Source organism: Frigoribacterium sp. VKM Ac-2530 (assembly GCF_015350835.1).
Classification (GTDB): domain Bacteria; phylum Actinomycetota; class Actinomycetes; order Actinomycetales; family Microbacteriaceae; genus Frigoribacterium.
Map to the genome: position 1 here is coordinate 922,920 of NZ_JADKSE010000001.1, position 24,630 is coordinate 947,549.

Below are 24,630 nucleotides of genomic sequence, written 5' to 3' on the forward strand. Positions count from 1 at the left end.
CATGAGCACGACCTTCACCTCCTCCCTGCTGGACGGCCTCGACGACGACGCCGACACGGGCGCGGGCCCCGTCACGAGGCGCGGCACCGGCCTGCGCGACCTCGACGGGGCCGTGCAGCACCTGCCCCTCGACGACGGCGCGTGGCTCGACCTCGTGCCCGGCTGGGCGACGGGCAGCGACGCGATGTTCGAGCGCCTCGTGGCCGAGGTCCCCTGGCAGGCCGACACGCGGACGATGTACGACCGGGTGGTCGAGGTGCCGCGGCTGGTGACCTCCTACGGCGAGCGCGACGTGCTGCCCGACCCCGTGCTCGGCACGGCGCGCGACGAGCTGAACCGGTGGTACTCCACCCGGCGCGGGGCGCCCGACGAGCAGCTGTTCCGCCGCGCCGGGCTCTGCTTCTACCGCACGGGCGACGACAGCATCGCCTGGCACGGCGACCGGGTCGGCCGCACGATCGACCGCGACACGATGGTGGGCATCCTGTCCCTCGGCGCGCCGCGCACCCTCGCGATCCGATCACGCCGCACGGGCAGGGTGCAGCGCTTCCCCCTCGGCCACGGCGACCTGCTCGTGATGGGCGGCAGCAGCCAGCGCACGCACGAGCACGCGATCGCGAAGACCCGCAAGGCGGTCGGGCCGCGCATCTCGGTGCAGTTCAGACCCGTGTGGCCCGCGTAGGCCGCCCGCGGCCGGAGAGGGCCGCTCGGGTCTGGACAGACAGGCACGGCGACCGGTCTGGCCCGCGGAGCAGCTCCCTCCCGCGCGACGCTCGTCGCTCATCCGGGCCTGCGCTCGTATGCTGTGCGCACGACCGACGACGAGGTGGACGAGCATGGCACCAGCGACCCGTGACGACGTGGCGCGCCTGGCCGGCGTCTCGTCGAGCACCGTCTCGTACGCCCTGAGCGGCCGTCGGACGATCTCCGACGCCACCCGCCGTCGAGTCGAGGCGGCCATGGCCGAGCTCAACTACACGCCGAACGCCTTCGCCCGCGGCCTGGCGGGCTCGCGGGGCGGCATCCTGGCCCTGCACTACCCGTACGGCAGGCGCGGCGTGACGTCGTCCGAGTTCGAGTACGTCGCGGCGGCCACGGACCGGGCGCGGGAACGCGGCTACCACCTCCTGCTCTGGTCGACCCCGATCGACGACGTCGAGGGCCTGGAGAGCCTCGTGAGCGAGGGCCTGGTCGACGGCGTCGTGCTGATGGAGCTGCTGCCGGAGGACGACCGCGTGCCGGTCCTGACGGAGGCGCGGGTCCCCTTCACGAACATCGGCCGCCCCGACGACGTGGCCGGCCTCTGGTTCGTGGACGCCGACTACGACGCGCTGGGTCGCCTCGCGGTCGAGCACCTCGTCGACCTCGGCCACGAGCGGGCCTTCTTCCTCAGCCAGTCGGTCGGCTCGCACGAGCGCGGCTCGGGCCCGCTCACGAGAGCCTCGAGGGCCCTCGGCGACGCGGCGCGCGCGGCGGGCCTCGCCCTCGAGGTGCACCACGCCCCCGTGTCGGTCACGGGCGGCCGCTCGGCCTTCGACGCGTTCGTCGCGTCGCCGGCGCGGCCCACCGCGGTGGTCGCGTTCAACGAGACGGCGCTGGCGGGCTTCGTCCAGGCGGCCGCGTTCGCGGGCTGCTCCGTCCCCCGTGACGTCTCGGTGGTGGCGCTCAGCATCGGCGACCTCGCCGCCGACATGACCTCGCCGCCCCTGACGACCGTCTCGCCGCCCGGGGTCGAGCTCGCGGCGGCTGCCGTCGACCACCTCGTCGACCGGCTGGAGGGATGCCGGCTCGACGCGCCGCACCTCCTCGTGGCCCCGCAGCTCGTCGTCCGGGGCAGCTCGGCGCCCCCGCCCCTGGAGGCCGGGGGCGCCCTCCGCCCCGCCGGTCGTCCCGTCGCGACTCGCCGCTAGCACGGGTTGTTGCGCGCCTCCTGCGCGTGTGTGACACTCATCGTCGACGCGCGTCGACGACGACGCGCGCGGCAGTGTCCCGGCTCGGCAGCACGAGCGGGACACGTGCATCGCAACTCGACGAGGAGATCACCATGCGAGCATCCCTGCACCGCAGGTTTACGGGCCCCCTGGCCATCCTGGCGGCATCCAGCTTCCTGCTGGTCGGCTGCTCCGGCAGCGCCGACCCCAACGACCCCAACGCGGGCGGCGACGCCGGCGGGACGGTCGGCACGGCCGACGGCGTCGTCAACGTCTACGGCACCATTAACGGCGACGAGGCGACCCTGCTCGAGGAGTCGTGGGCCGACTGGGAGAAGCAGAACGACATCGAGATCAAGTACACGGGCGACAAGGAGTTCGAGAAGCAGATCGGCATCAAGGTCCAGGGCGGCGACACCCCCGACCTCGCGATCTTCCCGCAGCCCGGCCTGCTCGCCGACACGGTGAAGTCGGGCAAGGTGCAGGAGCTCCCGGCCGACGCGCTCGCGAACGTCAAGGAAGGCTGGTCCGAGGACTGGCAGAAGTACGGCCAGGTCGACGGCACGCAGTACGGCGCTCCGCTGATGGCCAGCGTCAAGGGCTACGTCTGGTACTCCCCCGCCAAGTTCAAGGAGTGGGGCGTCGAGATCCCCAAGACCTACGACGAGCTCGTCGAGGTCTCGAAGACCATCCAGGAGAAGACCGGCACCGCTCCCTGGTGCGCCGGCTTCAACTCGGGCGAGGCCTCGGGCTGGCCCGGCACCGACTGGGTCGAGGACCTCGTGCTCCGCGAGGCCGGCCCCGACGCCTACGACTCGTGGGTCTCCGGCGACACCAAGTTCACCGACCCCGAGATCAAGGACGCGTTCGACTCCGTCGGCACGATCCTGCAGGACCCGACCATGGTCAACGCCGGCTACGGCGACGTGAAGTCGATCAACTCGACCGCCTTCGGCGACGTCGCGACCAACGTGGCGAACGGCAGCTGCGCGCTGACGCACCAGGCCTCGTTCTTCGAGGGCTTCCTGACCGCGGCGAACAACGCCGAGGGAACGCCCGCCACGGTCGCCGAGGACGGCGACGTGTGGGCCTTCCTCACCCCGCCGATGAAGGAGGACGACCCTGCTGCCGTCACCGGCGGCGGCGAGTTCGTCGCCGCGTTCTCGAACGACGACGACACCGCCAAGGTGCAGGCGTACCTCGCCAGCGCCGACTGGGCGAACAGCCGCGTCTCGCTCGGAGGCGTCATCTCGGCGAACAAGGGGCTCGACCCCGAGAACGCCGGCAGCGACCTGCTGAAGAGCGCCGTCGAGATCCTGCAGGGCACGGACACCACGTTCCGCTTCGACGGCTCCGACCTGATGCCGAAGTCGGTCGGCTCCGACAGCTTCTGGAAGGGCATGGTCGACTGGATCGACGGCACGGACACCGACTCGGTGCTCGAGGAGATCCAGGCCGGCTACACCAGCTAGCCAGCACCCCCACCGTGAGGGGCCGTCGCCGTGCGGCGGCGGCCCCTCACGCGTCCCCGTCGCGCGCAGCCGCTTCCTCTCGCCTGCGCCCGAGCGCCCCCGTACCCGAACGTGAAAGGGACAGCGATGTCCAGTTTCTTCCAGTGGTTGGCGGGCATCCCGCCCCTGGCCCAGATCCCCCTGATCCTGCTCGCCTTCGCCGCGCTGGTCGGCGTGGTGCTCGTCTTCGTCGAGTTCGCGCCCCGCCGCGGCCTGCAGTACACGATCCTCCGCCTCGCCGTCTGCGTCGTCGTCCCCGTCGTGGTGCTGCTCGCCTTCGGCCTCTACCAGTCGGTCATCTGGGTCGCGGCGATCGCGGCCGTCCTCGGCGGCGGGCTGTTCCTGCTCGACTACCGCTCGAAGCGCGGCGCCGGCTACTCGCTGCAACTCATCGCCTTCATGACCCCCGCGGTGTTCTTCCTCCTGATCGGCCTGATCTACCCGACCATCACCACGGCGGGCCAGGCCTTCATGAAGAACGACGGCTCGGGCTTCGCCGGCCTCGACAACTTCGTCTGGGTCTTCACGAGCCCCGACGGCCTCACCGCCTTCGGCAACACGCTGATCTGGGTGCTGCTCGCACCGATCACCGCGACCGCCATCGGCCTCGCCTACGCGGTCTTCATCGACAAGAGCCGCGGCGAGAAGTTCCTCAAGCTGCTCGTCTTCATGCCGATGGCCATCTCGTTCGTGGGCGCGTCGATCATCTTCAAATTCTTCTACGACATCCGCCAGGGCGACCAGATCGGCCTGCTGAACGGCATCCTCGTCGGCTTCGGCGGCCAGCCAGTCGACTGGCTCGGCCTCGAGCCGTGGAACACCCTGCTGCTCGTGATCGTGCTGATCTGGACCCAGGCCGGCTTCGCGATGACGGTGCTGTCCGCCGCCATCAAGGGCGTGCCCGCCGAGCAGCTCGAGGCGGCCTCGCTCGACGGGACCAACGGGTTCCAGGCGTTCCGCCACATCACCGTCCCCGGCATCCGCACCACCATCATCGTGGTGCTCACGACCATCTCGATCGCGTCGCTGAAGGTCTACGACATCGTCTCGGCGATGACCGGCGGCCGGAACGACACGACCATCCTCGCCTTCGAGATGGTGCGCCAGTTCCAGCTCGGCAGCCGCACCGGGTACAGCTCGGCGCTGGCCGTGATCCTGTTCGTGCTCGTCCTGCCGATCGTCGTCTACAACGCCCGCCAGATCCAGAAGCAGAGGGAGATCCGATGACCGCCACCCCCACCCCCGTCGGGGTCGCCGTCGGCTCGGGCACCGAGCGGCAGCTCAAGCGCGGCCTCGCCGCCGTCGAGAGCTCGAGCGGCAAGCTGAAGAAGGGCACGACGAGCCGCGGCGCCACGATCGCCGCGCTCATCATCGCGGCGATCTGGACGCTGCCGACGGCCGGTCTCTTCATCTCGTCGTTCCGCCCGGCGAACGACATCAAGACCACCGGCTGGTGGACCGTCTTCGCCAACCCCGGGTTCACGCTCGACAACTACGTCAACGCGTTCAACTCGGGCGACAGCCTCACGCTCGGCAAGGCGTTCTTCAACTCGCTCGTCATCACGCTGCCCGCGGCGCTGATCCCGATCACGATCGCCAGCCTCGCGGCCTACGCGTTCGCCTGGATCGACTTCAAGGGCCGCAACACGATGTTCGTGCTCGTCTTCGCGCTGCAGATCGTGCCGATCCAGATGGCCCTCGTGCCGCTGCTCCGGCTCTTCTCCGACGGTCTCCGGGTCGGGGGCCTGTACATCCTCCCCGGCCTCGGGGTGAACGGGCTCGACGGCTCGTTCGCCAAGGTGTGGATCGCGCACACGATCTTCGCGCTCCCCCTGGCGATCTTCATGCTGCACAACTTCATCTCCGAGATCCCGGCGGAGGTGATCGAGGCGGCCCGCATGGACGGCGCCGGTCACGGCCAGGTCTTCTTCCGCATCGTGCTGCCGCTGTCGATGCCGGCCATCGCCTCCTTCGGCATCTTCCAGTTCCTGTGGGTGTGGAACGACCTGCTCGTCGCGACGGTGTTCACCTCGGGTCAGGGGCTGCCCATCACGAAGGCGCTGCAGGACCTGTCCGGCTCGTACGGCCAGTCGTGGGAGCTGCTCACGGCCGGGGCGTTCATCTCGATCATCGTGCCGCTGATCGTGTTCTTCGCCCTGCAGCGGTTCTTCGTCCGAGGCCTGCTGGCCGGCGCCACGAAGGGCTAGATCGCCCTGGCGGTGCTCGACCTGCCTCACGGCGGGACGGCCCCGGCGACGTCACCCCGACGTCGCCGGGGCCGTCCGCGTTCGGGCCGCGCTGTGTGCGGCCTGGACACGCCGTGCTGCGCCGAATGGTCACGTTCGGTCCTGCCGCCCCGTCCGCGGGACCGCAACTTCCCACTCGCCACGGGGAACGGCTGGAGGGAGCCGTCAGGTCGGCCCCGCAACGACGAAACCGCCCGGCTGAGAGCCGGGCGGTTTCGTGGTGGTGACCCCAACGGGATTCGAACCCGTGTTACCGCCGTGAGAGGGCGACGTACTAGGCCGCTATACGATGGGGCCGTATTTGCAACTCGTCGAGTATGCCACAGCTGTCGAGCCGGTCACAAATCGAGGCCGCCCCGCGTGTCGCGGGCGCTCCGCGGGCGCCCAGGAGGCGGGGCACCGGTCCCCGACGAGGGGTCGCCGCGGCCCACGGCGGGCGTACAGTCGGCCTCATGCGCCTCACGAAACTCGAACACGCCTGCCTCGTCGTCGAGAAGGACGGGCGCAAGCTCGTCATCGACCCCGGCTCGTTCACCGCTCCCCTGGTCGACCTGCACGACGTCGACGCCGTCGTCGTGACGCACGAGCACGCCGACCACTGGACGCCCGACCAGCTCGCCCACCTGCGGGAGACGAACCCCGACGCGGTCCTGTACGGACCGCAGGGCGTCGCGGACGCGGCCGACGGGTTCGAGGTCCACGTCGTCACCGACGGCGACACGGTCGAGGCCGGACCCTTCACCCTGTCGTTCCACGGCACGCGGCACGCGGTGATCCACGAGAGCATCCCCGTGATCGACAACGTCGGCGTCCTGGTCGACGGCTCGCTGTTCTACCCGGGCGACCAGTTCACCGTGCCGGGCGTGCCCGTCGAGACCCTGGCGACGCCGGTCGGCGCCCCGTGGCTCAAGGTGTCCGAGGTCATCGACTACGTGGCGGCGGTGAAGCCGAAGCTGGCCTTCCCGACGCACGAGCAGACCCTCTCCGGCCCCGGCCTGGCGATGCACTTCGACCGGATGAAGGCGAGCGCGCAGTCGGTCGGCGGCGACGCCGTGCAGCTCGCGGCCCACGAGTCGATCGAGCTCTAGGCGCCGCCGCTCCCCCACGCACAGCACGACGCCCCGGCGCCGGTCGCGAGACCGGTGCCGGGGCGTCGTGCCGTGCGTGCACGCCGTGCAGGGAGCCCCGCTGCCGTCCGTGTACGGATCCGGAGCCCTGTCCGTCCAGGTGCGCCCCTCCGCGTCGAGCCGGTCTCACTGATCGCACAGCGACGGAGACGTTTGGCGCCGGAGCACCACGAACCAGAGCGGGAACGGGAGCGAGAGGAGCAGGAGGGACACGCCCATGCCGACCCACGACGTCGTGATGGTCACGGTGGGCGAGTCGGCCGACGATCGAGAACCGTCGAAGACCGCCACAACGGGCGTGCCGATGGTGGTGCCCTCGGTGAACGCCAGGGCCGCACCCAGCATGATGACCACGAGGAGCACAAGGGTTGCCGTGACCACAGCCGTCACCGTGACGAGCAACAGACAGATCTGCCAGTCGTTCGTGTCGTCGTCCATCAGACCTCACGCGCCTCTCGGTCGATCAGCGCACGCAACGCGCCGTGAAGCCCTTGATGGTGGAAAGCTGCGGATACCTGTTCTGTGCTCGGCACGTGTTCCACCAGCTCACGACGATCCATGTGGCGACGCCCAGGGCGGCGGCAGCCACCACGATGAGCGCAGCCGCGGTGATCACGATGACGACGACGGGAAGCGGGTCTGCAACGACGGGATAGGAGACGCCAGCGACCTCTCTGTGGTCGACCGTCTGGGTCAACGTGTCGCCGACCACGGAATATCGCGTGGGGACATCGACGCCCGCCGCGTCCTGCGCCCACGCAGGCTCGAACTCGACCTTGACGACGCCTTCGTCATCGATGATGCGCGCACCGCCGTCGACGGTCGCCTCCAGATGGTGCCCTGCCGGCATGGTGAGGTCGTACGCAAACGTCTCCGCCGCGTCTGCAGAGGTGATGACCGACAAGAGCTGCACGCCGTCACCTGTCGGGATCACTGCATTGGCACTCGATGTTCCGGACGGGTACGCCGTGCTGCCATTCGGCAGATGCTCGCTCGGACCCGCCGTGTCAGCGTGGGGCAGACCGATCTGCAGGGTGAAGTCGCCCGCTGACATCCGGATTCCGTCCGAAGCCGCGTCGGGGATGTCGACCTCAACCGCCACCGCCTCGGCGACGAGTCCTTCCGCGGCGGTCGCCAGGCCCGCCGGAACTCCCGCACGCGGGTCCTCGACGAGATCGCCCCGAACCTCATCGAGGGCCTTAGCCACTGTGTCCGAGCCCACCACGGCCTGGTCGACGCTGGCGTGGGCGACAGACGGGCGCAGTCCGACACTGGACGTGAGTACGGTGACGCATACCAGCGCCGTGAGCAGGATGGGACGTCTTTTCAGAGGCCTTGGCCCCTTGGACGAGCAACGATCCGCCACGCTCCGCACCAGTGCTGTCCGGAGAGCGTTCGGACGCCTCCGGCAGTCTCCCCTCATGGACCCAGCCGCCGGGGGCACGGAGGCTTCCCCCCTGACGATCGATCCCCACGTTGACCATGGCCTCACGGTCGCAGTCCATTTCGTCATGTGATCTCCAATTCAATTCGATGCAGCGCATTCTGCACTAGCCATGCGAAATACTAGAAGAACAGACAAGTCTTTCTATGGGCGGCGCAGGCCACAGCCATCGGCGTCAGACGCACGACGCCCCGGCGCCGGTCGCGAGACCGGCGCCGGGGCGTCGTGCTGTGGTGCTGTGGTGCGGGCTGTCGGCTACAGCGTGACGTCGATCTCGCGGAGCAGCTCGGCGTCGATCGCCGTGCGCACCTTCTCGAGCAGCTCGTCGGGCGCGGGGCTGTCGATCGTGAGCACGCTGAGGGCCTGTCCCCCGGCGCTGCGGCGGGCGATCTGCATGCCGGCGATGTTGATGCCGGCGTCGCCGAACTCCTTGCCGTAGACGGCGACGATGCCCGGGCGGTCGCCGTAGACCATGACGAGGTGGTGGGCCGCGATCGGGACCTCGACGTCGTAGCCGTTGATCTCGACGATCTTCTCGACCTGCTTCGTGCCCGTCAGGGTGCCCGAGACCGAGATCTGGCCGCCGTCGGCGAGCGAGCCGCGGACGGTGAGGACGTTGCGGTACTCCTCGCTCGTGGGGTCGGTGAGCAGCCGCACGGTGATGCCGCGCTGCTCCGCCAGCAGCGGCGCGTTCACGTAGCTGACCGACTCGCTGACGATGTTCGTGAAGATACCCTTGAGCGCCGCGAGCTTGAGGACGCTGACGTCGTACTCGACGAGGTCGCCGCGGACCTCGACGTCGACGCTGGTCAGGGGCGAGTCGGCGAGGGCGGCGAAGACCTGGCCGATCTTCTCGAGCAGCGGGATGCCGGGGCGCACGTAGGGGTCGATGACCCCGCCGGCGACGTTCACGGCGTCGGGCACCAGCTCGCCGCCGAGGGCCAGGCGCACCGAGCGCGCGACCGAGACCCCCGCCTTCTCCTGAGCCTCGTCGGTCGAGGCGCCGAGGTGCGGGGTGACGACGACGTTCTCGAGGCCGAGCAGCTTCTGGTCGACCGGGGGCTCGGACACGAAGACGTCGAGGCCCGCGCCGGCGATCTCTCCCGTGGTGAGCGCCGTGTAGAGGTCGTCCTCGTCGATCAGGCCGCCACGGGCGACGTTGACGACGAACGCCGTCGGCTTCATCGCCTTCATCTGGTCGAGGCCGATCATGCCGGTCGTCTCCGCCGTCTTGGGCATGTGGATGGTGACGAAGTCGGCGGTGGCGAGCAGCTCGTCGAGGGAGAGCAGCGTGACGCCGAGCTGCTGGGCTCGGGCCGGGGTGACGTAGGGGTCGTAGGCGACCACGTTCACGCCGAAGGCCTGCAGGCGGGCCGTGATCAGCGCGCCGATGCGCCCGAGGCCGACGATGCCCACCGTCTTCTCGAACAGCTCGACGCCCGTGTACTTCGAGCGCTTCCACTGACCCTGCGCGAGGGCGGAGTGCGCCGCGGGGATGTGCCGCGCGAGGCTCAGGATGTGCCCGACCGTGAGCTCGGCCGCGGAGATGATGTTCGAGGTGGGCGCGTTGACCACCATCACGCCGGCCGTCGTGGCCGCCTTGATGTCGACGTTGTCGAGCCCGACGCCCGCGCGGGCGATCACCTTGAGGCCGGGAGCCGCCGCGATGGCCTCGGCGTCGAGCTGCGTCGCCGAGCGCACGAGGACGGCATCGGCCCCCGCGAGGGCGGAGAGCAAGGCGCCCCGGTCGGTGCCGTCCACCGACCGGACGTCGAAGTCGGGGCCGAGGGCCTCGACGGTGGCGGGTGAGAGTTCTTCTGCGATCAGCACGACGGGCTTGGCCACGGAGACGATGTCCTAACGAGAGGGGTCTGGGGTGAACGCCGCGACGCGCCGTGGGCGCGGCTGCTGTGCACTCTATCGACTCGGGCGGCGCATGACGCGCACATGACGCCCCGCCCTGCGTCCGCCGCCGGGGCGCACGGCCGGGCGGCTCGGATCAGATGCTGAGCACGTACGCCGTGATCGTGAGCGACACCGAGCCGACGAGAGCGAGCGCCGCGACGAAGGCGAGCACGACCTGCCAGAGCGGCCGTCGGCGCGCCACGACGAGCGCACCGACCCACGCGACGACCGGCAGCAGCACGTTGGCGACGAGCGCGGCCCAGGGCGGGGAGGCGGCGAGGCCGTCGACCCCGACCTCGTCGAAGAACTCGTTGTTCTGGTAGCGGACGTCCTGCGGCACGAGCACGAGGTTGGTGATCGCCTCGTACAGGTCGTAGGCGAAGAACAGGGCGGCCAGGGCGGCGACCACGACGACACCGACGCGGGGGCCACGACGGCGTGGGGCGACGGCGGGGCCGACCGGCTGCGTGACCGGGCCGGTCTCGCGGGCGGTCACGCGCCTCCTCCGATCACGAGGGGCCACGGCGCCAGGGCGACCGCCCCGACGGCGAACACGAGGAGGCGGCGCGACGACCGCGACTGCGGCACGAGCAGGATCGTGGTCACGAACCACACCGCGGGCGCGACGATCGCCAGCGCGACGCCGAGCAGCCACAGCGCCGTCTGCACGCGGTCGACGGCGGTGCCGCCGAACGAGAGGAGGAACTGGTCCCTCGAGACGAGCCAGCCGACGCAGGACAACAGCGCGACGCCGCCGAAGACGCCATGGCCCACCAGGGAGGCGCTGCTCATCCCCCCGGGGAGCTCACCGTCGGCCTCGGGGTCGGCCTGCGAGACGGGCGCGGGGCCCTCGACGTGGCTGGCGTCGCGCTCGTCGCCCCAGCTGAGGGCGTCGTCCTGCTCGTCTGGCTCGTCGATCTCGTCGTGGTCGTCGATCTCGTCGTGCTCGTCGATCTCGTGTGGCTCGGGGCGCGCCGGGGACGGGTCGGTCATGCCGCCGTCTTCGACGAGACCGCCTCCAGCAGCGCCGGGAACAACGGGTGGCCCTGCTCGACGCCGGTGAGCGTGACCGTCAGCTCCTCATCGGGGAGGCCCGACGTGAGCAGCGCCTGCAGCTCGACGCTCTCGGAGTCGTCCGGCACGTCGAAGTCGAGCGCCGCACGGACCGCACGGACGAGCGCGTCGTGTCCGAGCCCGCGCTCGGCGAGCTGCGTGGCCGGTCCGACGAACCGCTCGTGGCGGCTGAGCTTGCGCAGCGGGCCACGGCCGACCCGCTCGGTCGTGTCGGGCAGGTGCGGGTTCGAGATGCGCACCAGGTTCTTCTCGACGTAGGCCTGCTGCTCGTCGAGGTCGAGGTCGTGCTTGGCGACGAGCAGCTCGGTGGTCTCGCGCAGCGCGCCGCGGACCTCGGCCAGCACGGCCTCGTCGGCCAGCGCCTCGCGAATGCTCTCGAGGCCGCGCGAGAAGCCGTGGTAGGCGGCGGCGGCGTGGGCGGTGTTGACCGTGAACAGCTTCCGCTCGATGAACGGCTCCAGGTCGTCGACCCAGGTGACGCCCGTGATGTCGGGACGGTCGGCGCCGAAGGGCGTGCTCTCGACGACCCACTCGAAGAACGACTCGATGGTCACGTCGAGCGAGCCGGCGGCCTGCTCGGGGACGATGCGGTCGATCGCGCAGTTGGCGAAGACGGCGTTCTCGGCCGGGTCGGCCTGGCGCACGGCCTCGGCCAGGGAGTCGGTGGCGTTGATCGCGTTCTCGCACGCGATCACGGCGAGCGGCGCCAGGGAGGCGTCACGGGCGGCGAGCCCGCGGGCGATCACGGGGGCGACGAACGGGAGGATGCGGGCGCCCACGGCCGTCGTGACGACGTCGGCGGACGCGATCTCGGCGACCAGCGCCTCCTCGTCGGTGCGGCTGTTGATCGCCCGGTAGCCGTCGACCACGGTGGTGCGGCTCTCTTCGCCGACCTCGTGCACCTCGAACGACGACTGCTGCTGCAGCAGGCCGATCAGTTCGTCGTTGACGTCCGCGAACACGACCTCGTAGCCGCTCGCGTGCAGGAACTGCGCCACGAAGCCCCGACCGATGTTCCCCGCACCGAAGTGCACTGCCTTCTTGCTCGCTGCCATGCCCTAGATCATGCCACGACAGCCCGTGAGCCCCGGACGGCCGAGGGGCCCCGCTCCGGGTGGAGAGGGGCCCCTGCGGGTGGAGAGGGGGTGGTCAGCGTGCGGCGCTGCCGTCGCCCGTCGGCGGAGCCGACCAGAGAGGCCGGGTCGCCCCGGACTGCGTCGACGTCAGCGCGCAGCGCTGCCGTCGACGTAGTCCGTGTCGGTCTGCTTCCAGGCGAACAAGGCGCGGAGCTCCTGGCCGGTGGCCTCGATGGGGTGCTCCTCGCCCTTCTTGCGCAGCTCGGCGAACTCGGGCGCGCCGGCGTCCTGGTCGTCGATGAAGCGCTTGGCGAAGGCGCCCGACTGGATGTCGGCCAGCACGGCCTTCATGTTCTCCTTCACGTCGGGCGTGATGACGCGGGGGCCCGAGACGTAGTCGCCGTACTCGGCGGTGTCGGAGACGCTCCAGCGCTGCTTGGCGAGGCCGCCCTCCCAGATGAGGTCGACGATGAGCTTGAGCTCGTGCAGCACCTCGAAGTAGGCGATCTGCGGCTGGTAGCCGGCCTCGGTGAGGGTCTCGAAGCCGTACTGGATCAGCTGCGAGGTGCCGCCGCAGAGCACGGCCTGCTCGCCGAAGAGGTCGGTCTCGGTCTCTTCGGTGAAGGTCGTCTTGATGCCGCCGGCACGGAGGCCGCCGATGCCCTTGGAGTACGACCACGCGAGGTCCCAGGCCGAGCCGGAGGCGTCGTTCTCGACCGCGACGATGACGGGGACGCCACGGCCGGCCTCGAACTCGCGGCGGACGGTGTGGCCGGGGCCCTTGGGCGCGACGAGCAGCACGTCGACGTTGTCGGGGGCCTCGATGTAGCCGAAGCGGATGTTGAAGCCGTGGCCGAAGACGAGCGCCTTGCCCTCGGTGAGGTTCGGGGCGATGTCGTCCGCGTAGACGTGGCGCTGCACCTGGTCGGGCGCGAGGACGACGATCACGTCGCCCCAGGCCGAGGCCTCGGCGGGGGTGTGGACCGTGAAGCCGGCCTCCTCGGCCTTGGCGCGGCTCTTCGAGCCCTCCTTGAGGCCGATGACGACCTCGACGCCCGAGTCGCGCAGGTTGAGCGCGTGCGCGTGGCCCTGCGAGCCGTAGCCGATGACGGCGACCTTCTTGCCCTGGATGATCGACAGGTCTGCGTCGGTGTCGTACACGATCTCAGTCACGGTGGTGGTTCTCCTTGTGTGGGGCGGTGGGGGTGGAGCAGGGAGGCGGCGGGGACGAGCCCGCGCCGGTCACTGGGCCTTGGGGACCCGGTCGGTGATCGCCTTCGAGCCGCGGCCGATGGCCAGCAGGCCGGACTGCGAGATCTCGCGGATGCCGTAGGGCTCGAGCACGCGCAGCAGGGCCGTCGTCTTGCCGGTGTCGCCGGTCACCTCGATCACGAGCGAGTCCGTCGAGACGTCGACCACGGACGCGCGGAAGAGCGTGACGGCCTCGAGCACCTGCGACCGGGTGGTGGCGTCGACCCGGACCTTGATCAGCATGTGCTCGCGCTGCACCGACTGCGAGTAGTCGAGCTCGACGATCTTGATGACGTTGATCAGCTTGTTGAGCTGCTTCGTCACCTGCTCGAGCGGCAGCTCCTCGACGTCGACGACGACGGTGATGCGGCTGAGGCCCTCGACCTCGCTCTTGCCGACCGCGAGGCTCTCGATGTTGAAGCCGCGGCGGGCGAAGAGCCCGGCGACCCGGGTCAGCAGACCGGGCTTGTCCTCGACGAGGAGGCTCAGGACGTGGCTCATGCGTGCTCTCCTGTCATGTCGCCGTCACGGGTCGTGTCGGAGGCGCTGGTGCCGGGGGCCTCGTCGTCCCACTCGGGGGCGAGGGCCCGGGCGTGCTGGATCTCGGAGTTGGAGACGCCCTGGGGCACCATCGGCCAGACCATGGCGTCGCGGCTGACGACGAAGTCGATCACGACCGGGCGGTCGTTCGTCTCGAGCGCGAGCTGGATGGCGGCGTCGATCTCGTCCTCCCGCGTGACGCGGATGCCGAGGGCGCCGTACGCGTCGGCGAGCTTGACGAAGTCGGGCACCATCCGGGTCTCGTGACCCGTGTTCAGGTCGGTGAACGAGTGGCGCCCCTCGTAGAACAGGGTCTGCCACTGACGCACCATGCCGAGCGACGAGTTGTTGATGATCGCGACCTTGATCGGGATGTCGTTGATGACGCAGGTGGCGAGCTCCTGGTTCGTCATCTGGAAGCACCCGTCGCCGTCGATGGCCCACACGACGCGGTCCGGCTGGGCGACCTTGGCGCCCATCGCGGCCGGCACGGAGTAGCCCATCGTGCCGGCGCCTCCCGAGTTCAGCCAGGCGTGGGGACGCTCGTACTCGATGAACTGCGCGGCCCACATCTGGTGCTGGCCCACGCCGGAGGCGTAGATCGCCTCGGGACCGGACAGCTGCCCGATCCGCTGGATCACGGCCTGCGGCGAGAGGAGGCCGTCGTCGGGCTGGGTGTAGCCGAGCGGGAACTGCTCGCGCAGCCCCTCGAGCTTCTGCCACCAGGCGGACGTGTCGGCGCGGTCGGCGGCGGGGATCTCGGCGAACGCCGCGGCGAGGTCGGGGATGACGACCTTCGCGTCGCCCACGATGGGCACGTCCGCGAGGCGGATCTTCGAGATCTCGGCCGGGTCGATGTCGACGTGGACCACCTTGGCGCCGGGGGCGAAGAGGTCGGCCTTGCCGGTGACGCGGTCGTCGAAGCGGGCGCCGAGCGCGATGATGAGGTCGCTCTCCTGCAGGCCGAGCACGGCCGGCACGGTCCCGTGCATGCCCGGCATGCCCAGGTGCTGGGCGTGGGTGTCGGGGAACGCGCCGCGGGCCATCAGCGTCGTCACCACGGGGGCGCCGGTCAGCTCGACCAGCGTCTTGAGCTCGGCCGACGCCCCGGCGCGGATCACCCCGCCGCCGACGTAGAACACGGGCCGCTCCGCCTCGGCGATCATCTGGGCCGCCGCGGCGATCTGCTTGCCGTGCGCCTTCGTGACGGGCCGGTAGCCGGGCAGGTCGACGACGGGCGGCCAGACGAAGGGCGCCGAGTTCTGCTGGGCGTCCTTCGTGATGTCGACGAGTACGGGACCGGGCCGGCCGGTGCTCGCGATCTGGTACGCGGCGGCGAGCGTCGCGGGGATGTCCTCGGGCTTCGTCACGAGGAACGAGTGCTTGGTGATCGGCATCGTGATGCCGACGATGTCGGCCTCCTGGAACGCGTCCGTGCCCATCAGGGTCGAGAAGACCTGTCCCGTGATCGCGAGCAGCGGCATGCTGTCCATGTAGGCGTCCGCGATGGCGGTGACGAGGTTGGTGGCCCCCGGACCGGAGGTGGCGATCGCCACGCCGACCCGTCCCGAGGCCGCGGCGTAGCCCTCGGCCGCGTGGCCGGCGCCCTGCTCGTGGCGCACGAGGATGTGGCGGATGGCGGTCGACGCCATCAGCTCGTCGTAGAAGGGGATGATCGCACCGCCGGGGAGGCCGAAGACGTCGGTGACCCCGAGGTGCTCGAGCGACTTGAGGATCGCGCCGGAGCCCGTGAGGACGACCGGCTGCGTGGTCGTCGCGGAGCTCGTGGGGCCGGCGGCGGGGGCCGGCCGGGCGCCCGGGCGCACGGGGGCGCCGGGCTGAGGTGTCGTGTCGTTGGGCATCAGTGCCGATTCCCTCTTCGTGGTGGTGGTGGAGCGGTGACGACGGTGCCGGTCGACGGCGGTGCGCTGTGCGGAGCGGCGAGCCGGACGCCCCGTCCGGATGCCGGCTCGGGCGGCGGTGCCGCGCCGAGCCGGTCGGGACGAGGTCAGTACGTGACTGCGCCCTCGGCCGCGGAGCGGACCTGGCGTGCGTACTTGGCGAGGACACCGCGGGTGTAGCGCGGAGGGAGGGGAGCCCAGCCTTCTCGGCGGGCCTCGAGCTCAGCGGCGTCGACGAGTAGGTCGATCGAGCGAGCGGCGATGTCGACACGGATGAGGTCGCCATCACGCACGAAGGCGATGGGACCGGAGTCCACCGCTTCGGGTGCTATGTGGCCGATGCAGAGGCCGGTTGTGCCGCCCGAGAATCGTCCGTCCGTCAAGAGTAGTACATCCTTGCCGAGCCCAGCGCCCTTGATGGCCGCGGTGATGGCGAGCATCTCGCGCATCCCCGGGCCGCCCTTCGGGCCCTCGTATCGGATGACGACGACGTCGCCGGCCTCGATGCGCCCGGCGGTCAGGGCGTCCATCGCGCCGCGCTCGCGCTCGAAGACCTTGGCCGGGCCCTCGAACACGGAGGCGTCGAAGCCCGCGGTCTTGACGACGGCGCCCTCGGGAGCGAACGAGCCGCTCAGGACCGTGAGCCCGCCGGTCGCGTGGATCGGGTTCTCGAGGGTGCGCAGCACCTCGCCGTCGAGCGGCTTCGGCTTGATCGCCTCGAGGTTCTCCCGCACGGTCTTGCCGGTGACGGTGAGGCAGTCGCCGTGCAGCAGGCCCGCGTCGAGCAGCGCCTTCATGACGACGGGCACGCCGCCCATGCGGTCGACGTCGTTCATCACGTACTTGCCGAAGGGCTTGAGGTCGCCGATGTGCGGGATGGTGTCGCCGATGCGGTTGAAGTCGTCGATGGTGAGGTCGACCTCGGCCTCGTAGGCGATCGCCAGCAGGTGCAGCACGACGTTGGTCGACCCGCCGAAGGCCATGGCCACGGCGATGGCGTTCTCGAACGCCTCCTTCGTCAGGATGTCGCGGGTGGTGATGCCGAGGCGCAGCAGGTTCACCACGGCCTCGCCCGAGCGGTGGGCGAAGTAGTCGCGACGGCGGTCGGCCGAGGGCGGCGACGCCGAGCCGGGCAGGCTCATGCCCAGCGCCTCGGCGACGCTCGCCATCGTGTTGGCGGTGTACATGCCGCCGCAGGCGCCCTCGCCGGGCACGATGGCGCACTCGATGGCCTTGAGGTCGTCGTCGCTGATGGTGCCGGCCTTGTGCGCGCCGACGGCCTCGAACGAGTCGATGATCGTGACGTTCTTCTCGGTGCCGTCGCTGAGCTTGACCCAGCCGGGGGCGACGCTGCCCGCGTAGAGGAACACGCTGGCGAGGTCGAGGCGCGCGGCGGCCATGAGCATGCCGGGCAGCGACTTGTCGCAGCCGGCGAGCAGCACCGAGCCGTCGAGGCGCTCGGCGTTCATGACGACCTCGACGCTGTCGGCGATGACCTCGCGCGAGACGAGGGAGAAGTGCATGCCCTCGTGGCCCATCGAGATGCCGTCGGAGACGGAGACGGTACCGAACTGCAGCGGGTAGCCGCCGCCGCCGTGCACTCCCTCTTTCGCGCCCTGGGCGAGCCGGTCGAGCGACAGATTGCAGGGGGTGATCTCGTTCCAGCTGCTGGCGATGCCGATCTGCGGCTTCTCCCAGTCCTCGTCGCCCATGCCGACGGCGCGGAGCATGCCGCGCGAGGTGGTGGCCTCGACCCCGTCGGTGACGACGCGGCTGCGGGGCTTGATGTCGATGGGGCCTCGGGCGGCTGCGTCCGACGGCTGGCTGTCATTCACGGGCATGGGTCGAGTTTAGGGCCAGCTGGCGTGCCCCTCAGCCGAGGCCGGGATCGGGGGCGTGGTGGTGGCCGCCCTTGACGTGTAGCGGGGCGTCGTGCTCGCGCTCCCGGGCCTCGTCGTCGTGGGCGTCGTCGTCGCCCTCGGAGTCGTCGAGCCCGTCCGCGCGGTCGAGCTCGACGGCGAGCGCGTCGGCCGATCCCACCGGCAGGGTCGACGGGTCGACGTCGGAGAGCGACTGGCCGTCGGCCACGAGCTCCTCCCCCGCCCGGGCGACCGCCTCGTCGAGCTCGTCGACGACGAGCATGTCGCGGCGGAGGTCGCCGTTGCGGTAGCCGGCCCGGCCGATCATGTGCGCCGAGATCGGCGCCGTGAGCATCTGGAAGACCAGGACGACCACCAGGGAGGCGATGGTCCCGAGGTTGTGCTGGTCGAGCGCGATCGCCGACAGCATCAGGATCAGCCCGAAGATCTGCGGCTTCGTGGCGGCGTGCATGCGGGTCAGGGCGTCGGGGAACCGGAGCAGGCCGATGCCCGCGGCGGCGGAGAGCGTCGCGCCGGCGACGAGCAGGACGGCGCTCGAGACGGTGTAGAACTGGTCGCTCATGACGGGTCCTGCCTCGACACGTAGCGCGCCACCGTGATCGAGCCGAAGACGGCCGTCAGGGCGAGCACGATGATGACCGGCAGGGTGCGGGTGTGGTTCCCGAGCACCATGTCGGCGGCGAGCACGCAGATGAGGGTCGTGAGCAGCATGTCGCTCGCGATCATGCGGTCGAGGATGGAGGGCCCCCGCACGATCCGGAGCACCGACGCGAGCGCGGCGAACGCGAAGAGCACGCCGACGACCCAGGAGACGATCGTCACGAGGCGACCCCCTTGTTCTTCTCGTTCACCGGCACCTCGGCGCCGGACCGGTCGGTCGGGGCGTCCTCGGTGGCGGGCGTGCCGTCCGCGATGCGACGGAGGTCGTCGGCGCTGCCGAGGGCGCGCGCGATGCGCTTCTCGAAGCCGAGCACGCTGTGCCGCACCTCCTCGACGCCGTCCGCGTCCTCGACCGCGAGGGCGTGCATGTAGAGGATCGACCGCTCACGGTCGGCCTCGACGACGAGCGACCCGGGAACGAGCGACACGGCCTCGGCGACGAGCGTCATGATGAAGTCCGACCGGGTGTGCAGCTGCACGGCGACGATCGCGTTGCTCTTCACGCCTCGGGGCCGGACGGCCTTCCAGGCCACCTCGACCGACGCGACGACGAGGTCGAAGAGGAAGCGGCCGAGGAACACCAGCGCCCAGCCGAGGTTGAACCGTCCGCTCAACTCGACCGGCGGCAGGAAGAACACCCGGGTGACGAGCAGGGCCACGAGGACGCCCGTGACGAACGACAGCACGGTGAGCTGGTTCCAGAGGAACATCCAGAGGACGACGAGGCCGACGAGGAGGGGCAGCTGACGGAGCAGGCTGCGTCCGACCTCGTGGGCCGTGGGCCGGGCGGTCACGGCGCGCTCCCCTCGTTATCGGCGGTGTCGCCCTCACCCGAGGGGAAGACGAGCTGGACGTAGGAGTTCGAGCCGTAGACCTTGCCTGCCGCGCGCTCGGCGACGCCGTAGAGCGGGCCCGCGAAGACGGTCAGCACGAGCGAGACGCCGACCATGCCGACGGTCGCGCCGATCATGGTGCGCGGGTTGGCGCGCTTCGCCTGGACGGCGGTGCGGCCGGGCGCCTCCTCGAGACGCTCGGTGAGGGGCGACTCGTGGTCCTCGACGTCGCTGCCGGGGCGCCAGAAGGCCAGGTTCCAGGCCCGCATCAGGGCGTAGAGCGTGAGCAGCGACGTGACCGCGCCGGCACCGATCAGCACGTAGACGAGCGGGTCGTCGAGGCGCGCGCCGGCGTCGAAGAGCGCCACCTTGCCGATGAACCCGGAGAACGGGGGGATGCCGCCGAGGTTGAGGGCCGGGATGAAGAAGAGCACGGCCACCACGGGCGCCGCCTTGAGCAGCCCGCCGAGGCGCAGCACCGATGCCGTCCCGCCTCGCCGCTCGATCAGCCCCGCCGCCAGGAAGAGCGTGGTCTGCACGGTGATGTGGTGCACCACGTAGTAGATCGTCGCGGCGAGCCCCTCGACGGTGCCGAGGGCGATGCCGAAGATCATGTAGCCGATGTGGCTCACCAGGGTGAACGACAGGAGGCGCTTGATGTCCGCCTGCGCCACCGCGCCGAGGATCCCGATCACCATCGTCAGCAACGAGATGATCAGCAGGTAGACGTTCACGTTGCTCTCGACGAAGAGCACCGTCTCCGTCCGGATGATGGCGTACACGCCGACCTTCGTCAGCAGGCCTGCGAACACCGCCGTCACCGGGGCCGGAGCGGTCGGGTACGAGTCGGGCAGCCAGAACGACAGCGGGAAGATCGCCGCCTTGATGCCGAAGGCCGTGAGCAGCATCACGTGGATGATCGTCTGGACGTCCGGCGGGATGGTGTCCATCTTCTGCGCGATGTCGGCGATGTTGACCGTGCCGAGGGCGCCGTAGATCATCGCGATGGACGCCAGGAACAGCACGCTCGACAGCAGGCTCACCACGATGTAGGTGACGCCCGCCCGGATGCGCTGCTCGGTGCCGCCGAGGGTGATCAGCACGTAGCTCGCGATCAGCAGCATCTCGAAGCCGACGTAGAGGTTGAAGAGGTCGCCCGCCGCGAACGCGTCGAAGACGCCGGCGGCGAGGATGAGGTACGTGGGGTTGTAGATCGAGACGGGGGCGTCGCCGTCGCCGTCCGCCGAGCCCTGCCCGACGGAGAACACGAAGACCGCCAGCAGCACGACCGACGAGATGGTGAGCATCAGCGCCGCGAGGCGGTCGACCACGAGGAGGATGCCGAAGGGCGCCTCCCACCCGCCGACCTGCACCGCGATCGCGCCGTCGCGGTCGACGACGATGAGGAGGACGGCGCTGATGGCCACGACGATCGCCAGCGCGGCGATCGTGAGCACGGCCTGGAGCCGAGGCCGCCGGGTCGCGACGAGCGCGGCGCCCGCACCGATGAGGGGCACGAGCACGACGAGCGGGACGAGGAAGTCGAGGTTCACGGTCGTCCTCCTCTCGGGTCGTCACGGTAGCTGCCGCGGTCGCGGTCTCGTTCGGGGTGGGCCGGGTCGTGGTCGGGGGCGTGCTCCGGGTCGGCGACCGGGATCGTCTCGCTCGGGGCGTGGTCCCACGGGTCGTCGTCGTCGTCGAAGGACGACTTGGGGACGGCCGCCTCGGCGTCGGGACCGAACTCCGTGTCCCCGTCGCTCTCGTCGTCGCCGTCGCCCTGCGTCTCGTCCTCGGCGGGCACCCCGCGGATGCCGATCTCGAGGTCCTCGAGGTCGTCGGCCACGTCGTCCTCCTGCGCGAGCCGCCAGGAGCGGTAGATGAGGGCCAGCAGGAACGCCGAGACGCCGAAGGTGATGACGATGGCCGTGAGGATCAGCGCCTGCGGCAGCGGGTCGGCGAAGCTCGACTCGGGCACCTGGCCGTCGGCGATCGGCGCCTCGCCGCTGCGGCCGGACATCGTGAGGATGAGGATGTTCGTCGCGTTGCCCACGAGCAGGAAGCCCAGCAGCACGCGCGTCATGCTGCGCTCGAGCATGAGGTAGATGCCGCACGCGTAGAGCGCGGCCATCACGACGATCAGGACCAGCGACGCGCTCATGCGGGACCCTCCGCCTTGGTGGTGGCCGTGACCGAGGCGTCGCCGCGGTCGTCCTCTTCCTCTTGCCGGTCGACCTCGGCCCCCAGGCTGCGGAGCACGTCGAGCACGAGGCCCACGACGACGAGGTAGACGCCGATGTCGAAGAACGTCGACGTGACGAACTCGACGTGGCCGAGCAGCGGCACCTCGCCCTCGAACCAGGTCGAGGTGAGGGCGTCGACGCCGAAGAAGAGGGGCACGACGGCGGTGGCCACGACCACGAGCAGGCCGGTGCCCAGCACCTTGCCGGCGTCGAGGGGAGCCGCGGCGCCGAGCTCGAAGCGCCCGCCGGCCAGGTAGCGCGCGACGAACGCCATGCCCGCGACCAGGCCGCCGGCGAAGCCGCCGCCCGGCAGGTTGTGGCCCGCGAAGAGCAGGTAGACCGAGACGACGACGATGGCGTGGAACAGCAGCCGGACGACGACCTCGAGCAGGATCGAGCGGTTCTGCGGCGCCAGCTTGCGGCCGGCGAGCAGCCAGGCACGCCGGTCGCCCTCGACCTCGGAGCCGACCGCCGTGCTCGAGGAGGCGTCGGCCCGGTCGGCCTGGCTGCCGCCGGCGTCGGAGCCGGGGACGACGGGCGCGGGCTCGAGGGCCGGGCGCACCCGGGCGAGGAAGCGCTGGGCTCGGGTGCGGCGCGCGGGTCGCGGCAGCATGTCGGTGCGCGAGGTGAGGAACACGAGGCTCGCGACGCCGGTCGCGGCCGCGATCAGCACGCTGATCTCGCCCATCGTGTCCCAGCCGCGGATGTCGACGAGGGTGACGTTGACGACGTTCTTGCCGTGGCCGCCGACGACGGCGAGCTCGGGGAACGCGCTCGAGATCGTGCCGCCGCTGCGGGCGCCCAGGGCGACGACGGCGATGGTCGCCATGACGCAGCCGACCGAGACGCCGATGACGGCGCGGAGCGCCCGGTGCGACCGGCCGTTCCGGTCGCCGAGGCGGGCCGGCAGGCGCCGGAGCACGAGCACGAAGGCGATGAGGGTGATCGTCTCGATCAGGGCCTGGGTGAGCGCGAGGTCGGGCGCGCCGTGCAGGGCGAACAGCGCGGCCATGCCGTAGCCGGTCACGCCGACGAGCACGACGGCCTGGAAGCGCTTGTTCGACCGCGCCGCGGCCACGGCGCCGACGATCATGAGCCCGCCCACGGCCAGCTGGGCCGGGTAGTCCCAGATGACGGCCGCGTCGGGCCAGCTGCGGTTGGACGACAGCGTGACGATGCTCGACACGACGAACACGACGAGGATCGTGCCGAGGTAGAACGGCAGCGAGCCACGCTGGGTGGTCGCCGTGGTGCGCGACGCCGTCTTGTCGATGCCGGTCATGATCTTGACGTAGCCGTCGGAGGCGCGCGGCAGGAACGAGACCGCCTTCTGCACCGCGGACACCCGCTCGCGCTGCCAGAACATGACGGCGCCGAGCACGAGCGAGAGCACGGTGAGCCCGAGGGCGGGCTCGAAGCCGTGCCAGAGCGCCAGGTGGTACGGGCCGTGCTCGCCCTCGACGTGCGGCAGCGTGTCCGCGTAGCGCGCCATCACGGAGTCGACCGGGGCCGCGACGAAGCCGAGCGCGAGGCTCAGCACGGCGAGCACGGCCGGTGCGGCGAGGAAGTCGATGTGCTCGCGGACGAAGTCGACCGGGGCGACGTCGCGCTTGCGGGCGAACGCCCCCCAGAGGAACCGCAGGCTGTAGGCCGTCGTGAGGACGGAGCCCACGACGACGCCGACGAGCGCGATCACGCCCCAGGCGCTGCCGTGCTCGGCGTCGGCGAGCAGGGCGGAGAGCACCGCCTCCTTCGCCACGAAGCCGAACGTCGGCGGCACCCCGGCCATCGACGCGAGCGCGACCACGGTGATGACGACGAGGACGGGAGCCTGCCGGCCGAGGCCGCTCAGCTTGCGGAGGTCACGCGTGCCCGTGCGGTGGTCGACGATGCCGACGACCAGGAAGAGCGTCGCCTTGAACAGGGCGTGCGCGACGAGCAGCGCGAGCGCCGCGAGCCCCGCGTCCCGGGTGCCGTAGCCCGCGATGATCGTGAGGAAGCCGAGCTGGCTGACCGTGCCGTAGGCGAGGACGAGCTTCAGGTCGTGCTGACGGAGGGCACGGTAGCCGCCGAGCAGCATCGTCACGACGCCGACGGTGACGACGACCTCTTGCCAGCCGGGCGAGTCGTGGTAGCCGGGCGCGAAGCGGGCGACGAGGTAGATGCCCGCCTTGACCATGGCCGCGGCGTGCAGGTAGGCGCTGACCGGGGTGGGAGCGGCCATGGCCGCGGGCAGCCAGAAGTGGAACGGCACGAGCGCCGACTTCGACAGCGCGCCGACGAGCACCAGGACCACCGCGACGGTGACGGCCGTGCCGCTCGGCGGCGAGGCGACGAGGGCCTCGATCGAGGAGGTGCCGCCCTGCACGCTGAGGATCACGAGCCCGACCAGCATGGCCAGCCCGCCCGCCGTGGTGACGATGAGCGCCTGGAGCGCGGCCCCGCGGCTCGCCTGCTTGTTCGTGTAGTGACCGATCAGCAGGTACGAGAAGACGCTCGTGGCCTCCCAGAAGACGAAGAGCACGAAGACGTCGTCGCTGGTGACGAGCCCGTACATCGCCCCGGCGAAGGCGACGAGCACGGCGGCGAAGCGCGCGAGGCTCTTCTCCCCCGGCTTGAAGTAGCGGGAGCAGTACACGAGCACGAGCCCGCCCACGCCCGTGACGACCAGTGCCAGCACCCACGACAGCACGTCGAGGCGGAGGGTCAGCGTGATGCCGAGCTGCGGGATCCACGGCACCGACTCGACGACCTGCCCCTGCGCGAGGACCTGCGGCCCCTGCAGGGCGGTCATCACCATGGCGGCGAACGGGACGGCGGAGGCCCACAGGAAGAGCGACGGCCCGAGCCGGCGACCCAGTGCGGCGACGACGATCGAGGCGGCCGCGAAGGCCGCGAGAGCAGCGATCATCGTGGTGCACCTCCGTCGGCTGGCGAGTTCGTCGGTCGTTCGGGCTGATCGGCGACGAGGAGTCGGGCGGAGATGTCAGCTTACCTTGCAGTCACCTGGG

22 protein-coding genes and 1 tRNA gene are annotated in these 24,630 nt (G+C 70.7%); 6 read left to right on the top strand and 17 right to left on the bottom strand.

Translation table 11 applies throughout. The features are described from left to right. Position 1: 1 nt before the first annotated feature. From ITJ48_RS04190 to ITJ48_RS04210, 5 genes are all read left to right on the top strand, one after another. On the top strand, positions 2 to 682 hold the full coding sequence (locus ITJ48_RS04190) for an alpha-ketoglutarate-dependent dioxygenase AlkB (protein ID WP_194612511.1): 681 nt from the start codon (positions 2 to 4) through the stop codon (positions 680 to 682). Between the two features lie 154 nt (positions 683 to 836). Continuing rightward, positions 837 to 1,910 (top strand): LacI family DNA-binding transcriptional regulator, encoded by a 1,074-nt coding sequence (locus tag ITJ48_RS04195; RefSeq protein WP_194612512.1) that lies wholly within the window; start codon positions 837 to 839, stop codon positions 1,908 to 1,910. A 134-nt stretch (positions 1,911 to 2,044) separates the two neighbouring features. Continuing rightward, complete coding sequence (locus tag ITJ48_RS04200; RefSeq protein ID WP_194612513.1) at positions 2,045 to 3,403, top strand: ABC transporter substrate-binding protein; 1,359 nt, start codon at positions 2,045 to 2,047, stop codon at positions 3,401 to 3,403. Positions 3,404 to 3,529: 126 nt separating this feature from the next. Next, the gene (locus ITJ48_RS04205) at positions 3,530 to 4,669 is read left to right on the top strand and encodes a carbohydrate ABC transporter permease (RefSeq protein WP_123546465.1); all 1,140 of its coding nucleotides are present in this window, start codon (positions 3,530 to 3,532) and stop codon (positions 4,667 to 4,669) included. Continuing rightward, positions 4,666 to 5,649, top strand: coding sequence for a carbohydrate ABC transporter permease (locus ITJ48_RS04210; protein WP_133737753.1), 984 nt, complete (start codon positions 4,666 to 4,668; stop codon positions 5,647 to 5,649). Before ITJ48_RS04205 ends, ITJ48_RS04210 begins: the two co-directional genes overlap by 4 nt. A gap of 260 nt (positions 5,650 to 5,909) precedes the next feature. On the opposite strand, the gene ITJ48_RS04215 is transcribed toward ITJ48_RS04210, so the two are convergent. Then, positions 5,910 to 5,985 (bottom strand) — tRNA-Glu (locus ITJ48_RS04215). Between the two features lie 155 nt (positions 5,986 to 6,140). Between ITJ48_RS04215 and ITJ48_RS04220 the strand changes: the two genes are divergently transcribed. Next, positions 6,141 to 6,776: an MBL fold metallo-hydrolase gene (locus tag ITJ48_RS04220; protein ID WP_194612514.1), complete on the top strand. Its 636-nt coding sequence runs from the start codon at positions 6,141 to 6,143 to the stop codon at positions 6,774 to 6,776. Positions 6,777 to 6,941: 165 nt separating this feature from the next. On the opposite strand, the gene ITJ48_RS04225 is transcribed toward ITJ48_RS04220, so the two are convergent. From ITJ48_RS04225 to ITJ48_RS04300, 16 genes are all read right to left on the bottom strand, one after another. Beyond that, positions 6,942 to 7,253, bottom strand: a complete 312-nt coding sequence (locus tag ITJ48_RS04225; protein ID WP_194612515.1) for a hypothetical protein — start codon at positions 7,251 to 7,253, stop codon at positions 6,942 to 6,944. A 25-nt stretch (positions 7,254 to 7,278) separates the two neighbouring features. Next, a complete protein-coding gene (locus ITJ48_RS04230; RefSeq protein ID WP_194612516.1) occupies positions 7,279 to 8,022 on the bottom strand; it encodes a hypothetical protein in 744 nt (247 codons plus the stop codon). A gap of 492 nt (positions 8,023 to 8,514) precedes the next feature. After that, the gene (serA, locus tag ITJ48_RS04235; protein WP_194612517.1) at positions 8,515 to 10,104 is read right to left on the bottom strand and encodes a phosphoglycerate dehydrogenase; all 1,590 of its coding nucleotides are present in this window, start codon (positions 10,102 to 10,104) and stop codon (positions 8,515 to 8,517) included. 154 nt (positions 10,105 to 10,258) lie between these two features. After that, positions 10,259 to 10,660, bottom strand: a complete 402-nt coding sequence (locus ITJ48_RS04240) for a hypothetical protein (protein WP_194612518.1) — start codon at positions 10,658 to 10,660, stop codon at positions 10,259 to 10,261. After that, positions 10,657 to 11,157, bottom strand: coding sequence for a hypothetical protein (locus tag ITJ48_RS04245; RefSeq protein ID WP_194612519.1), 501 nt, complete (start codon positions 11,155 to 11,157; stop codon positions 10,657 to 10,659). The genes ITJ48_RS04240 and ITJ48_RS04245 overlap by 4 nt, the downstream gene beginning before the upstream one ends. Continuing rightward, on the bottom strand, positions 11,154 to 12,293 hold the full coding sequence (locus tag ITJ48_RS04250) for a mannitol-1-phosphate 5-dehydrogenase (RefSeq protein ID WP_194612520.1): 1,140 nt from the start codon (positions 12,291 to 12,293) through the stop codon (positions 11,154 to 11,156). The genes ITJ48_RS04245 and ITJ48_RS04250 overlap by 4 nt, the downstream gene beginning before the upstream one ends. A gap of 168 nt (positions 12,294 to 12,461) precedes the next feature. After that, positions 12,462 to 13,487: a ketol-acid reductoisomerase gene (ilvC, locus tag ITJ48_RS04255; protein ID WP_123546472.1), complete on the bottom strand. Its 1,026-nt coding sequence runs from the start codon at positions 13,485 to 13,487 to the stop codon at positions 12,462 to 12,464. 69 nt (positions 13,488 to 13,556) lie between these two features. Further along, the gene (ilvN, locus tag ITJ48_RS04260; protein WP_123546473.1) at positions 13,557 to 14,066 is read right to left on the bottom strand and encodes an acetolactate synthase small subunit; all 510 of its coding nucleotides are present in this window, start codon (positions 14,064 to 14,066) and stop codon (positions 13,557 to 13,559) included. Then, complete coding sequence (locus ITJ48_RS04265) at positions 14,063 to 15,967, bottom strand: acetolactate synthase large subunit (protein ID WP_194612521.1); 1,905 nt, start codon at positions 15,965 to 15,967, stop codon at positions 14,063 to 14,065. Before ITJ48_RS04265 ends, ilvN begins: the two co-directional genes overlap by 4 nt. 146 nt (positions 15,968 to 16,113) lie before the next feature. Continuing rightward, positions 16,114 to 17,847, bottom strand: a complete 1,734-nt coding sequence (ilvD, locus tag ITJ48_RS04270) for a dihydroxy-acid dehydratase (protein WP_194612522.1) — start codon at positions 17,845 to 17,847, stop codon at positions 16,114 to 16,116. Between the two features lie 31 nt (positions 17,848 to 17,878). Continuing rightward, positions 17,879 to 18,448: a monovalent cation/H(+) antiporter subunit G gene (gene mnhG, locus ITJ48_RS04275; RefSeq protein WP_194612523.1), complete on the bottom strand. Its 570-nt coding sequence runs from the start codon at positions 18,446 to 18,448 to the stop codon at positions 17,879 to 17,881. Then, positions 18,445 to 18,708, bottom strand: a complete 264-nt coding sequence (locus ITJ48_RS04280) for a monovalent cation/H+ antiporter complex subunit F (protein ID WP_123546477.1) — start codon at positions 18,706 to 18,708, stop codon at positions 18,445 to 18,447. The genes mnhG and ITJ48_RS04280 overlap by 4 nt, the downstream gene beginning before the upstream one ends. Beyond that, entirely contained in the window at positions 18,705 to 19,340 is a 636-nt protein-coding gene (locus ITJ48_RS04285; protein ID WP_194612524.1) for a Na+/H+ antiporter subunit E, read from the bottom strand. Before ITJ48_RS04285 ends, ITJ48_RS04280 begins: the two co-directional genes overlap by 4 nt. Next, positions 19,337 to 20,932, bottom strand: a complete 1,596-nt coding sequence (locus ITJ48_RS04290; protein ID WP_194612525.1) for a Na+/H+ antiporter subunit D — start codon at positions 20,930 to 20,932, stop codon at positions 19,337 to 19,339. The genes ITJ48_RS04285 and ITJ48_RS04290 overlap by 4 nt, the downstream gene beginning before the upstream one ends. Continuing rightward, a complete protein-coding gene (locus ITJ48_RS04295) occupies positions 20,929 to 21,537 on the bottom strand; it encodes a Na(+)/H(+) antiporter subunit C (RefSeq protein WP_194612526.1) in 609 nt (202 codons plus the stop codon). The genes ITJ48_RS04290 and ITJ48_RS04295 overlap by 4 nt, the downstream gene beginning before the upstream one ends. Continuing rightward, the gene (locus ITJ48_RS04300) at positions 21,534 to 24,530 is read right to left on the bottom strand and encodes a Na+/H+ antiporter subunit A (protein WP_194612527.1); all 2,997 of its coding nucleotides are present in this window, start codon (positions 24,528 to 24,530) and stop codon (positions 21,534 to 21,536) included. The genes ITJ48_RS04295 and ITJ48_RS04300 overlap by 4 nt, the downstream gene beginning before the upstream one ends. Positions 24,531 to 24,630: the final 100 nt, after the last annotated feature.